This window comes from Candidatus Fusobacterium pullicola, from assembly GCA_018883725.1.
Classification (GTDB): domain Bacteria; phylum Fusobacteriota; class Fusobacteriia; order Fusobacteriales; family Fusobacteriaceae; genus Fusobacterium_A; species Fusobacterium_A pullicola.
In genome coordinates this window covers 1-14009 of record JAHLFN010000047.1, presented here as the reverse complement: position 1 = coordinate 14009, position 14009 = coordinate 1, and the positions used below count along the sequence as shown (strand labels likewise).

13 protein-coding genes are annotated in these 14009 nt (G+C 27.5%); 2 read left to right on the top strand and 11 right to left on the bottom strand.

From position 1 onward, the window contains the following. Positions 1-7: 7 nt before the first annotated feature. Both pfkB and IAA47_05020 read right to left on the bottom strand, forming a co-directional pair. Positions 8-919, bottom strand: a complete 912-nt coding sequence (gene pfkB / locus IAA47_05025; protein ID MBU3842331.1) for a 1-phosphofructokinase — start codon at positions 917-919, stop codon at positions 8-10. 16 nt (positions 920-935) lie between these two features. After that, complete coding sequence (locus tag IAA47_05020; protein MBU3842330.1) at positions 936-1646, bottom strand: DeoR/GlpR family DNA-binding transcription regulator; 711 nt, start codon at positions 1644-1646, stop codon at positions 936-938. Positions 1647-1858: 212 nt separating this feature from the next. On the opposite strand from IAA47_05020, the gene IAA47_05015 reads away from it, so the two are divergent. Together IAA47_05015 and IAA47_05010 are read left to right on the top strand one after the other, a co-directional pair. Further along, entirely contained in the window at positions 1859-3595 is a 1737-nt protein-coding gene (locus IAA47_05015; GenBank protein ID MBU3842329.1) for a phosphoenolpyruvate carboxykinase, read from the top strand. Between the two features lie 195 nt (positions 3596-3790). After that, positions 3791-5344 carry a nitrite/sulfite reductase gene (locus IAA47_05010; protein ID MBU3842328.1) on the top strand — a complete coding sequence of 518 codons (1554 nt, stop codon included), beginning with the start codon at positions 3791-3793 and terminating at the stop codon, positions 5342-5344. A gap of 73 nt (positions 5345-5417) precedes the next feature. On the opposite strand, the gene IAA47_05005 is transcribed toward IAA47_05010, so the two are convergent. From IAA47_05005 to IAA47_04965, 9 genes are all read right to left on the bottom strand, one after another. Next, the gene (locus IAA47_05005) at positions 5418-5609 is read right to left on the bottom strand and encodes a DUF4250 domain-containing protein (GenBank protein ID MBU3842327.1); all 192 of its coding nucleotides are present in this window, start codon (positions 5607-5609) and stop codon (positions 5418-5420) included. Further along, positions 5599-7227, bottom strand: coding sequence for a BatD family protein (locus IAA47_05000; protein MBU3842326.1), 1629 nt, complete (start codon positions 7225-7227; stop codon positions 5599-5601). Before IAA47_05000 ends, IAA47_05005 begins: the two co-directional genes overlap by 11 nt. Before the next feature lie 13 nt (positions 7228-7240). Then, positions 7241-8158, bottom strand: coding sequence for a hypothetical protein (locus IAA47_04995; GenBank protein ID MBU3842325.1), 918 nt, complete (start codon positions 8156-8158; stop codon positions 7241-7243). After that, positions 8148-9116 (bottom strand): VWA domain-containing protein, encoded by a 969-nt coding sequence (locus IAA47_04990; protein ID MBU3842324.1) that lies wholly within the window; start codon positions 9114-9116, stop codon positions 8148-8150. The genes IAA47_04995 and IAA47_04990 overlap by 11 nt, the downstream gene beginning before the upstream one ends. Positions 9117-9129: 13 nt before the next feature. After that, complete coding sequence (locus IAA47_04985; protein ID MBU3842323.1) at positions 9130-10089, bottom strand: VWA domain-containing protein; 960 nt, start codon at positions 10087-10089, stop codon at positions 9130-9132. Further along, positions 10082-10789, bottom strand: a complete 708-nt coding sequence (locus IAA47_04980; protein MBU3842322.1) for a hypothetical protein — start codon at positions 10787-10789, stop codon at positions 10082-10084. The genes IAA47_04985 and IAA47_04980 overlap by 8 nt, the downstream gene beginning before the upstream one ends. Next, on the bottom strand, positions 10786-11598 hold the full coding sequence (locus tag IAA47_04975) for a DUF58 domain-containing protein (GenBank protein ID MBU3842321.1): 813 nt from the start codon (positions 11596-11598) through the stop codon (positions 10786-10788). Before IAA47_04975 ends, IAA47_04980 begins: the two co-directional genes overlap by 4 nt. A gap of 9 nt (positions 11599-11607) precedes the next feature. Next, positions 11608-12570, bottom strand: coding sequence for a MoxR family ATPase (locus tag IAA47_04970; protein MBU3842320.1), 963 nt, complete (start codon positions 12568-12570; stop codon positions 11608-11610). A 199-nt stretch (positions 12571-12769) separates the two neighbouring features. Then, positions 12770-13906, bottom strand: a complete 1137-nt coding sequence (locus IAA47_04965) for an aminotransferase class V-fold PLP-dependent enzyme (protein ID MBU3842319.1) — start codon at positions 13904-13906, stop codon at positions 12770-12772. Positions 13907-14009 lie beyond the last annotated feature (103 nt).

The window sequence follows — 14009 nt, the reverse complement described above, 5'->3', positions numbered from 1 at the left end:
GCCTCCCTTAATATTTTTTTATCTCTATTTTATTTAATAAGTTATTCATACCTTCAAAAGTTGTAAGTCCTTCTGAAAAAGCAGTAGAACTTCCAGAAGCTATTCCGTATTTATAGCTTTCCTCTAAGGAATTTCCAGTTGCTATTCCATAAACAACACCAGCTACCATAGAATCTCCAGCTCCAACAGAACTGATTAATTTACCTTGAGGAGTATTTCCTATATATACATCTTTTTCAGTAATTAATATAGAACCATCTTTTCCTAAAGAAATTAGTACATTTTTACTTCCTAAAGCTTGTAAATCTTTTCCAGCTTGGATAATCTCTTCCAAAGTATTTAATTTCTTATTGAAAAACTCTTCCAACTCATGATTGTTTGGCTTTGTTAAAAATACTCCTGCTTTTAATCCTTCTACAAAAGGAACTCCTCTAGTATCTAAAATAACCTTACAATCTTTTGGTAAAATATTTATAATATCAGCATAGATATTTTTAGTAACTGAATTAGGAACACTTCCAGAAAGAATTACTATATCTTCAGATTTAATATCTCTAAATTTTTCTAGTAATTCTTTGATATTTTCATCAGAAATAGTAGGAGATTTTCCTGCAATCTCAGTTTCTGAATCCTTTGTTTTTAATTTTATGTTGATTCTTGTATTTTCTTTAAGCTCAATAAAGTCACTAGAAATATCATATCCTTTTAAGTGATTAATAATATAATCTCCAGTAAATCCTCCAACAAATCCTAAAGCTTTACTTTCTACAGAAAAATTTTTTAAAACTTTAGAAACGTTGATACCTTTTCCTCCTGGTAAAGTATATCCCTCTTCTAAAGAGTTTAACTCTCCTAATTTAAAATTATCCATACTCATATAATAATCTATAGCTGGATTAAGTGTTAATGTATATATCATATTTTCCTCCTAAAAATTATTGTACAGTTAGCTCGTTTGGAATATCTCCTTCAGTAATAAGTTTTCCATCTTCTAATGAAGCAAATATAACAAAGGATTTTTTTCCAAATTTTGATGAATCACATAAAAAATAAACTTGATTAGCTCTATTTACAACTTCACTTTTTATCATTGCTTCTTTTGTATCTGGAGTAGAATATCCTTCTTTAGTAACCCCGTTTGTACCAATAAAAGCAATATCTATATTGTAAGTTCTTAAAGAGTGAATAGCTCCAATACCAACTGTAGCTCCAGTAGTAAATTTAGCTTCTCCACCTAGTAAATAAGTTTCAATTCCATATCTATTTAATATCTCAAGATGAGAGATTCCATTAGTGACAACTTTTATATTTTTCTTATACTCAAGAAACTTAATCAAAGCTTCAGTTGTAGTTCCAGCATCAAGGTATATAGTATCTCCATCTTTTATATATTGGCTAGCTAGTTTTCCTATTTTTTCTTTTGCTTTAGAATGAATAGTCTTTTTCGAAATTATATCTTCTTCATTACTAAGATTTAAAACAGCTCCACCATGAACTCTTTTTATTTTACCATTTTTTTCTAAGGTATTTAGATCACGTCGAATAGTTGCCTCAGAAACATTAAGCTTCTCCATTAACTCTTGGACTTTTATAGTTTTATTAGTTTGTAAAATTTTTAAAATTATGTCAAATCTACGAACATTCATAACGATATCACCTCTATATCTTCAATATGAATATAACATAATTTTTTATAAAAATCAATCATTTTCTTTCAAATCCTTCAAATTCATTCAAAATTATAAAAAATATTTTTTATTAATTTTATAACAAGAAAATATTTTTTATTTTTATCTTGACTTTAATATATTAATATGATAATGTATATCTAAAATAGATATTCTAGGAGGATTTTATAATGAGACAAGAAGCAACAATCAATAGAAATAGTATTACTATAAATTTTACTGTAAAATATTGTAATAACTCAGAATCACTTTTAGATAGTGATGGTTTTAAAAGAGTTTTAACAGCTTTTATAGAAAAAATAGAAAAAAAGGAAGCACCAATATATGTATATATAAAGGATTGTTGTGGAAAAAATTCAAATTTGGTTCAAGAAATTACGAAATTTTTTAAACTTCTTATTGTACTAGAAGGAGAAGAAATAGCGAAATTAGATGAAAAATATGCAAAATTATTGGAAGATAGAAATGCTTTAATAGAGTTTATTGAGAAACTTTATACATTTTGGAGAAAATATGAAAGATATGCAATAGTAAGAAATAGCAAAAAAGGAGAGGGATTACAAAACGTTAACTTTATTGATGCTATAAATAATTTTAAAAATCTTATTCTTAGTACATATAGACAAATTGAAGAAACAATAATGGGATATAAACATAGAGTATACAGACAGCTTAGTGCTGGAATAAATGCTGGTATTATTTTAAATGATATGAATAGAAGCTGTCCCGCTGAGTATTCATTCTTAGAAAGGGTTCCTTTTATAGAAACAATTATTTTACAACCTCCATTTATAACTTATCCAAAAAGAAATACAAGAACTGGAATTTTCCAAGAAGTATTTGAAAATCCATTGAAAGATGTATGTATAAATGAGGAAAATTGGTTTTGTTATCCTGCAAAAGTAGGAGAATCGCTAGCTTTTATCTATTTTGATAGATATTTTATGTCTCAAGGTATTGCACTATGTAACTTGTTTGAGTTAGCTAGAGAGGAAGAGTATAAAAATAGAAGACCAGATATCATATATGTATATGGAGTAAAGGACTATGATACAGAAATGAAAACGGTTTTCTATGATGATAAAGAAAATAATATGATAATCGGTTATGCAAACTATAGTGAAGATATTGATTATTTTGGATATATGAAAAAGATGATATTAACTCTTCATAACCTAAGAATGATACAAAAAGGTGGACTTCCTATACATGGAGCTATGGTAAATATCATTATGAAAAACGGTAAAAAATATAATGTAGTTATCATGGGAGATAGTGGAGCTGGTAAGTCAGAGAGTTTAGAGGCTTTTAGAAATCTAAGTGAACAGTATGTAAAAGATATGAAGGTTATCTTTGATGACATGGGAACGCTTCTTTTAAATCCTAAAGGAGGAGCACCTCTAGGATTTGGAACAGAGATAGGAGCTTTCGTTAGATTAGATGACTTGGATACAGGATATGCTTATAAGGAGATTGACAGAAGTATATTTATGAATCCAGACAAGAAAAACTCAAGAATTATTATTCCAATAGCATCATATAACGATATAATGAAAGGATATCCAGTAGATTTCTTCTTCTATGCTAATAACTATGATAAAGCTGAGGATAATGAGTTGGAGTTTTTCTCTAATCCAGAGGAAGCTATAGAAATTTTTAAAGCAGGTAAAAGAATGGCTAAAGGAACTACAAGTGAAGTTGGAATAGTTGATTCATATTTTGCTAACCCGTTTGGACCAGTTCAAAAGCAAAAAGAAACAGATATATTAATAGATAGATTCTTTAAAGAGATGTTTGCTAAAGGCGTAAAGGTAGGACAGATAAAAACACAACTTGGAATAAAAGGAATGGAAAAAGCAGGGCCAATGAAAGCTGCTCAAAAATTATTTGAATTAATTAAAGATTAATATACTGTAAGATTGTAACTAGGCTATTATATTTTTAATTATATAATAACCTAGTTTTTTAGTTATAGTTATCTAATTTCATCAATTATAGAATATTTTTATAATATGATAAAAAATCATTATTTACAATCTATGAAAAAATATAATATACTATATATGAAAGTTGAAATAAAAAATATCAAGGAGTTGTTAAATATGCAAAATCAATACGAATTTTTAAAAAATGAGATAAAAGTATTTCGTGAAGAAGGACACAAATTTTATAACAAAGAATTATCAGTAGGGGATTTTAAGAAAATTTCTGGTGGAATGGGTGTATATGCTCAAAGAGGTGGGGAGAGTTTTATGATTAGACTTCGTACAAACTCTGGATTATTACCTCTAAACCAATTAAAATTAATAGATTCATTTTTGACAGATTTTAATATAGAAAAACTACATATGACAACAAGACAAGCTATTCAATTACATGACTTATCTATAGATGCAGTTTGTGACATTATGGAAAAAGCTTTAGACAATGGATTATATACTCGTGGTGGTGGTGGTAACTTTCCAAGAAATGTAAGTCTTTCGCCAATGTCTGGAGTAGAGAAAAATGAGGCTTTTGATGTGACAGATTTTGCTAATGAAATAAGTAAATATTTAATGGAAAGAATTACTACATACCATCTACCTAGAAAGTTAAAAATTTCAATGTCATCTAGTGAGCAAGATGGTGGAAATTCAACAATAAATGATTTAGGATTTATAGCTAAAGTTGAAAATGGAGAAGCGTATTTTGACATGTATTTAGCTGGAGGATTAGGAAATAATCCGGAAATTTCTATTCCATATGGAAAAAGAGTTAAGCCAGAAGAAATTCTTTATTATGTAGAAGCTATGGTAAATTTATTTATGGCAGAGGGAGACTACAATAATAAGGCTAAGGCAAGAACTAGATATATTCCAAAAAGAATGGGAAAAGATGAATTTTTACAAGCTTTTGATAAACATTTAGATGATGTAAAAGCTACAAAAAAATTAGATATAAATGTAAAGATTGTTATCTCAGAAACTAAGAATGAATATACACATACTTTACCAGAATCAGCTTCACTTTTACATCAAAGACAAGATGGATTATATACATTAATAGTTCATCCTGTAAATGGACAATTATATCATAAAGATTTTAAAAATTTAGTAGAGTTTTTAGAGAGAAATAGTAATGCAGAAGCTAGATTAAGTATGGATGAAGATATATATGTGAGAAACTTAAATGAACATCAAGTAAAAGAGTTACAAGAGATAGTAAAATCTTATAATGGATTAACAAAAGTAAGACAAAGTGTAAGCTGTATAGGGGTTCCTACATGTCAACTTGGAATAGAGCAAAGCCAAACTTTATTAAAAAATATTTTAAACTACTTATCAGAAAATAATATAAAAGAAGACAGATTACCAAGTATAAATATCTCTGGATGTCAAAACTCTTGTGGAAGACATCAAGCTTCAGATTTAGGATTTGTAGGTGGTAAAAGAAAAGTTGGAGATAATTTAGAAGATGTATTTGATCTTTATGTAGGTGGAATTGTAAAAGAGGGAAGTACAGCTCTTGGAGAGAAAGTTGGAACTATTATTATGAGAGATATTCCAGCCTTTATAGGTGAGCTAGCTAAAGAATTAGAGAAAGAAAATAAAAATTATAGAGATTTTATAGTAAATAGAGAACAATTTTTAGAAGTAGCAAGAAAATTCTTTATTTAATTTTAAAAATATAAAATTATAATAAAAGAGCTAATTCACTCATGTGAAGTTAGCTCTTTTTAAATGATAAGAATTATTTTTCTAAAAATTGATTGGTTTCTTGATTGTAGACATATCCTTTTTTCTCCATTCCTTTCAATAGCTCCTCTATATCTATATCTTCATCTTCACATAGATCTGCAAGAGATGAGTATTTATCTCTCAATCTCATATTTAACATACTATAAGCTATATTTACATCCATCATTAAATATTTACTTTTCATTTTTTAACTCCTTTTTTATTCTGTTTATTATTTCTTTTCTATTAATAGGACTATTATTATAATAAGAAGTTTCTAGCTCTCTGTTGATTTCAACAAAATCTTTAGATAGTCCAAGTTTTACAAGTCTGTCTTCAAGATGAACTTTAGGACTAAAATTATAATTTTTCTTCATAAAGTTACAGTAAGCTTCATAAAACTCTTTATCATTTTTAGCTGACTTTAACTCTGAAAAATCTTTAGATTCTATTTTTTTATCTTTTTTGGTAAGAAGATATATAATAATACCTCCTTCAATAATAGCTAAAATAATAAGTCCTATAATCAAATTGTTATCAAATATATTGTTTGAATTATCTTTCTCAGTAACTGTATCTATTCTTATTTCCTCTGGAATAAGAGTAGTAGATACAGGGGGGGTATTCTTAGTAACATGCGTAGTATTTTCTATAGGAATAGTTGTTTGAGGTGAAGAACTACTTCCAATAACATCTATTTTTTTAGATGGAATGATTAAAAATTCATATTTTTTATCTTGAGTATTAAAATATGGAATTTTTATCTCAGGCGTATCTATTTCACCAGATTTTTTAGGGATAAGTGCTAATTCAAAACTTTTTTCAGCGTAGTATTTTTCATTTTCAACTCTTTCATCTTCTCCCTTAAAACTTTCAAATATATTAAAATCATTGAATTGAGAAGTGACAATTTTTTCTAAGGCATCTAAATTGGCATCTCCACTTATTTTAATATTAAGAACTAATGATTGTCCTAGATTAACTTTATCACTATTCCAAGAATATTCTAATTTTGGTGTTCCCACTATATTTTGAAATCCTACAGGTCTATCAGTAGGTAGTGGTAAAATATTTATTTTTATATTATTTCCACCAAAATACTTAGGAGGAGTACTTTGTTGAAAAAAGAAGTCTCTTCTTCCATTTGCTTGAGTGACAGCCATTTGCCCACTTTTAATTGTCTTCTCTCCAGAAGAGTTTGGTTGAAGAATACCTCTATAAATATTTAACTTTATCCCTTGTTTTCCAGAATTACTTCTAAAATAAGATTGTTCATATGCTCCTTTTAGATTAGCAGGACTGATATCTTTTTCAGAAAAATCATTGAATTGAGGTGGTTTAGTATAACCTATAGAATTTATATTAACTGTTGTTAAGAAATTTTCCTCATAGATAATTTTTTCTCCAAAGTAAAAAGTATCACCATTATTTATAGAGGTTTCAATAGACATATCATCAGATATAGATTGAATACTTTCTTTTTGAACTGATATATTTAAAGTGTTAGATTTTTCATTTTTTCCAATAAGATTTACAGTTAATGGAAAATTTATGATATCCTTAGCAAGTACAGTATAGGTATCAATTTTTTCACTTGTTTTATTTCCGTTGATATAGGAGTATTTACTCTGAGTTCCCTTAGAAAGTATTTCTAGATTTTCAATACCCTCTATTTTATAATCTTTTTTATCTTCATTTATAAATTTTACCTGTATATTAAATGGCTCATTAATAGCTGGTTTAGTATTAGAACTATCTAATATGACATCAGCTAAAGATAGAAAAGATGTCATAAGAAAAAGTGTAGCAACTATTTTTTTCATCTTTTTATCTCCTTTACCATCTATTAGATGGATTGTTGTTATTTATATTCATAACTCTTTCATTATTTTTAAAAGATTGTTTCTCATTTCCTTCTAATCTTTTTAAAATTGCTTTTACCTCTTGTTCTCTAATCTCATCTTGAGAAGCTTCTTTTATATCCTTAGAAGAAGTAGAATTTTCTTCATTTTCTTTTTTCTCAGTATCAGAGTTATTATTTTGTTTCTCTTCTCCATTATCATCATTAGAAGAGTTATTTTGATTTTGTTCTGAATTATTATTCTTATTATTTTCGTTATTTTTTTCAAAATCTTTTTCACTATTTTGAGACTTATCTTGTTTATTTTCAGAAGATGAGTTTTCTTTATTATCTTTAGATTTATTTTGATCATTATTTTTAGAATCATTATTTTGTTGATTATCTTTATCAGAATTATTATTTTCCTTATTATTCTGTTTATTTTGATTCTCATCTTTCTGTTTTTCTTCTTGATTTTGTTGATTTTTTATATCCTCAAGTTTTTTTAGTACTATTTCATAGTTTTTCTTTATATTGATATCTTTAGATTTTTTCATAGCTAATTTATACTCTTCTAAGGCTTTTTCATAAAACTCTTTATTTTTGTCTTGAGCTTTATCACCTAAGTAAGCATAGGAATTTCCTTTTAAAAATCCATCTTCTACTTCCGATTTAACAACTTCTTCATAATTTTTTTCTTGGTAAAAAGATTTGAGAATATTAAGTTTTATACCATTATTTTTTTCAATGGTAAGAGCTTTTTCATACATCTCTCTCCCCTCTTGATATTTTTCATTTACTATGAAATTATTTCCACTTTTTATTAAATTATAACTTTTTAAAGAGGTTAGAGAAGTTATCACTAGAAATATAGATACAAGCAGTAAAATTATAGCTATAATTTTATTCCTCATCTTTTATCACCTCTTTTAGTAAATATCCAAGTAATATAAATATCATACCTAAAGCAAGAGGATATTGATAGTATTTCTCATAATTTTTAGTTTTTTCATTCCTTTGATTTTTTCTTTCTAAATTAGCTGTATCATTAATAAAATTTTTAGAAGTATCTATTAGATTATTAACTTCATAGTACTTTCCATTATTTTCACTCGCTATTTTTTGTAGAAAATCAGAGTTAAGTTTACTTATCACAGCAGCTCCATTTTCATCTTTAATAAAACCTCTTTTAACCCCATTAATATATTCTGGAATCACATTTCCTTCAGAAGTTCCAATTCCAATAGAGTATACATCTATATTATTCTTTTTAACAAAATCTAAAGACTTTTTATCAAAATCTCCACCATCAGATAAAACTATAACTGTTTTATTTTCACTTCCTATCTCTTCAAAGGATTTTTCAGCTAATTCTAAAGCTTGATATAGTTCTGTCCCCCCACCAGAGATAAGAGTAGTATCTAAGGCATTGATATAATTTTGTGTAATAGTGTAATCATCTGTGAGTGGCATTTGGATATAAGCACTATCGGAGAAAGGGATAAAACCAACTCTATCTCCTTTCAATAATTGAACTAAATTTGCTAAAACTCTTTTTCCAGCCTCAAGTCTATTAGGATAGACATCTTCTGTTAACATAGAACGAGAGGTATCTATAAGAACGTAGATATTCATTCCTTTAACTTCTACTTGTTCATCTTCTATCTCTTTTTGAGGAGAAAGAAGAGCTAAAACAACTAATAAGGCTCCTAGCGTTAAAAATAAAACTTTTAGTAGGCTTATATATTTTTTATTTTTTAATTTTAAAGCTTTTAATATATCTTTTCTTTTTTTCATACCTAAAATCATAGTTAAGAGGAGAATAATAGGAAAGATAAGATATATTATATTTTGTAAATTTCCAAATTTCATTAGTTCACCTCTTTTATGGTATTTTTATATATTTTTTATATTCAAAGAAGGCACCAATTACAAGGAGTAATAAAGCTATTTTTAATAGATTTTCATAGAGCTCCTCTTTTTCGTAGTAATTTCTTCCATCTAATTTGGTTTTTTCTAAATGGTCTATTTTATTAAAAATCTCTTGAAACTCTTTCTCATTACTAGCTCTAAAATACTCTCCACCTGTCATAGATGCAATATTTTTTAATAAATTTTCATCTAACTCATTATTTTTGATAGTTGTATGTCCAAAAGGAACTGGAACTTGAATCTCTTTAGCTCCGATACCTATAGTATAAATCTTTATACCTAACTCTTTGGCAATTTCACTAGCTCCCATAGGGCTCATCTCACCAGAGTTGTTTTCACCATCAGTCATAAGAATAATAACTTTAGATTTAGCTTCAGAGTCTTTAAGTCTGTTTAAGGAAACTCCTAATCCCATTCCTATAGCTGTTCTATTGTTACTAGTAATATCGTCAGTTGTAAGTTTAGAAGTAATATCTTTTACAACATTATGGTCAAAAGTAAGTGGAACTTTTGTATAGGCATCTCCACCAAAAACCACCAATGATACTCTATCGTTTATTCTTTTATCTATGAAGCTTTCTAAAAGCTTTTTAGCAGTTTCTAGTCTATTTGATTTAAAGTCATTTTGTAGCATAGATCTAGATAAGTCTAGAGCTATAACTATATCTATCCCATCTTTTTTTACTATTTTATTTTCAGAGATAATTTGTGGACGAGCTAAAGCTATGCACATAAGAATCAATGAGAGTAAAATAGATAGTTTACCAATTAGATATTTTTTACTTTTTAATTTATATTTTTTAAACGGCTTTACTCCAGGAACTTTTATACCAATTACTTTTTGTTTTCTAAAAAATAGATAGATAATAATGGGAATAAGAATTAAAAAGTACGGAGAGGCAAATTTAAACATTTTGATCACCTCTTATCTTTTCATAAATTTCTATAACTTTTTTTAAAGTTTCCTCTTTTAGAAGTTGATTCTCTTTTGAAAATTTATTTCTATCAAGATTATTTATGAATTTTATATCTTCACTATTTATCATACCTATAACTTCATATTTTCCATTGATAAAATGTGTTTGATATTTTTTATCAATATACTCTCTTATAGCCATACTTAGTTGAAATTCCCAATCATTCTCACTAAGTTCAGTCAATATTTTTCTAAATTTCTCCTCTGGAGAAAGAATTTTTTCTTTTTTTCTAAACTTGAAAGTTTTAATTAAATAGATTAAAGATAAAATACCAAGAATAGCTCCAACCACTATTTGATATGGAAAATTTTGACTATATAGTAATGTATCACTATTATCAGTTAGATGAGGATAAATTTCATTATCTTTTTCATCTAGCACAGACTTTATACTTAAAGTAAGTTTTTTATCTCCTAAAGTAATACTACTATCTCCAGGTTTATATCCTCTTATTGAAAGAATATATCCTTCATCAGTTTTTTCTAAATTCTCTAATTGTAAATCTGAATTTTTAAATTCATTGATAATTTTATCTTTTTCAACTCCACTAATATGTACTCTTACTAAATCTCCTACATTGATATCCTTAGCTAAAAGGAGCGAAGAGATTAGAAGAAATATAATTATTTTTTTCATGCTCTTCTCCTTCCTTTAAAGTAGTTTGCTAATTTAATAACATAGTTTTCATCGGTGTAAAGAGTGAGAATATTTTTAGGAAAATTATCTTCAAGTTGATACTCGTTATCAAAGTTTTCAATAACAATCTCCTCTCCTGTTTCAGAATCACTCATTGTAAATATAGCTCCTTTAGGTAACGATTCAAATTTTCTGTCAGCTATTCTTAAAGGGATTAAATCATGTTTTTGACTAACTAATCTCATAGTTTTTTCATAATCCTCATCTATGAAGTCACTTATTAAAAAAACTATTGATCTCTGTTTTACAATTTTATTAAATGAGGAAAGAACTTTAGAAATGTTAGTTCCCTTTCCTTTAGGAGTTAGTGATAAAAAATTATCCAGTATAACCAATCCTTGTTTTTTTCCCTTCTTTAAAGGGATAATTTTCTCAATATCTTCACTAAAAAAAATAGCTCCTACCTTATCACTGTTTTTTATAGCACTAAAGGCTAAACTTCCCACTAATTGAGAGATTAAATCCTGTTTAGCAGGAAAGTTATTAGAGGAAGAAATATCAACCAAAAGATATATACTCATCTCTCTTTCCTCTGTAAACTCCTTAATATATGTTTTTCTTTGTCTAGCTGTGACTTTCCAATCAATTTTTTTTACATCGTCACCAGGAGCATACCTTCTTATATCGGAAAACTCCATACCATTTCCTTTAAAATATGAACGATAGTTTCCAGAGAAAATTTCATTAGCAAGGAGAGAAGAGGCTATTTCAATTTTTTTTATTTTTTTTAGTATCTCTTCTTTATTCATATTGCCCTCCTATGGAAGTTCTACACTCTCCATTATGTTAGTAATTATATCTTCAACATTTTTTCCTTCTGCTTCAGCTTCATAAGTTAAAATAATTCTATGACGTAAAACATCGAATATAACCTTTTTGATATCTTGAGGTATGACAAAATCTCTACCTTCTAAAAAAGCATTAGCTTTTGCTGAAACAACAAGGGCTATAGAGGCTCTTGGAGAAGCTCCACAACTGATGTACTCGTTATTCTCTCTTGTTTTAAATATAATATCTAAGATATAATCCATAAGTTTTTCATCTAAATATATCTCTTTAATAAGTTTTTTCAACTCTTCTATCTTATCTTTATTTAAGATTTCCTCTATCTCAATTGAATCAAAATCTTGTGCTGATGTTAATAGTTTTAGAATATTTTTCTCTTCCTCTTTAGTTGGATATTCTATCTTTACTTTCATAAGAAATCTATCCTGTTGTGCTTCTGGAAGTGGATAAGTACCATCTTGTTCTATAGGGTTTTGAGTAGCTAGAACAATAAAAGGCTTATCTAGTTTAAAAGTTTCATTAGCAATGGTAATCTGTTTTTCTTGCATAGCTTCTAAAAGAGCTGATTGAACTTTAGCAGGAGCTCTATTAATCTCATCTGCTAAGATAATATTGGCAAATATTGGACCTTTTTTAGTATAGAATTCACCGGTTTTTTCATTATATATCTCAGTTCCAATGATATCACTAGGAAGTAAATCTGGAGTAAATTGTATTCTTGAAAATTTTAATCCAAGAGTTTGTGCTAAAGTATTTACAGTTAAAGATTTTGCAAGCCCAGGTAAACCTTCAAGTAAGATATGATTACCAGTTAATATACCTATTAAAATTTTTCTTATCATATCATCTTGTCCTATAATTTTTTTCTGAATCTCTCTTTCTAATCTAAAGATATTTCCTCTTTCAATCTCAATTTTTTCTTTTAAGTTTTCCATAGTTGCCTCCTTGTATAAAAAATTTAATATATTTTTATTAACATTAATATTAGACGAGAGAAATTATAAAATAGTTATAAAATTTATTTAAGAAGGATATTATTAAAAATTAAAGAATAGAAAAAACTGATTAAAAAAGAGAGCTTTATTTTTAAAAAGTTTTAATTAATACTTTTTAAATAAAAAACTCTCCTCTATATTAAATATTTAAAATAATATTTTTTATAATTTTAATAACTTCATCAACTTCCTCTTCAGTGTTAAAATATCCAAAGCTAAATCTTACTGCTCCTTGCTCTATAGTTCCTAGAGCTTCATGCATAAGGGGAGCACAGTGTCCTCCAGCTCTAGTAGCTACTCCATAATTAAGTAACTCTTCAGCAATATCACCAGAATCGTAATTATCAATATTGAGAGTTACAATAGGGCATCTCTCTTTTTTAGAGAAATCACCATAAATTTTTATATGAGGAAGTTCTTTTGCTTTATTATAAAATCTCCACATCAAATTTTCTTCTTTCTCTCTAATTTTTTTCATACCTATTTTATTTATAAATTCAATTCCGGCATTTAATCCAGCAATCCCGTGTCCATTTAGAGTACCAGCTTCCAGATGTGTAGGCATGATTAAAGGCTGGGTTTTACTATAGGTAAGTATTCCAGTACCTCCAGATTTTAACGGAGTAACATTAATACCCTCTTTTACAAATATTCCACCAGTACCTTGAGGACCAAGAAGGCTCTTATGTCCTGTAAAACATAATATATCAATATTCATTTTTTCCACATCAATAGGAAATACCCCTGCAGTTTGAGAGGCATCTACTATAAATAAAAGATTATGTTCTTTACATATTTTTCCAATTTTTTCTATATCCACTAAATTCCCTGTAAGATTAGAACCATGTGTACACACTATGCTTTTAGTATTATTTTTTATAAGAGACTTTATCTCATCATAAGAAATATTCCCTAGTTTGTCTGCCTGTATTATAGAGAGCTCTACTCCTTTATTCTCCATTTCATACAGAGGACGAAGAACAGAATTATGTTCTAACATTGTTGTAATTACATGGTCACCAGTAGTTAAGCTTCCCTTTATGGCAATATTTAAAGCTTCAGTTGAATTACAAGTAAAAGCTATTCTACTTGAATCTTTAATATTAAAAAGTTTAGCAAGGTTCTCTCTGGTATCAAAAATGATATGACTAGCCTCCATAGAAGCAGAGGTATTTCCTCTTCCAGCATTTCCCATAGATGTCATAGCTTTTATTACAGCATCAATAACTTCTTGAGGTTTATGTAAAGTTGTAGCAGCATTATCAAAATAAATCATAGTATCTTCCTCCTTTAATAACTTATATTATAAGTTAAGTGTATCACAAAGTGTATAAATAGTAAAGTTTTATAAAAGACCTATAATTAATTAAATATAAATT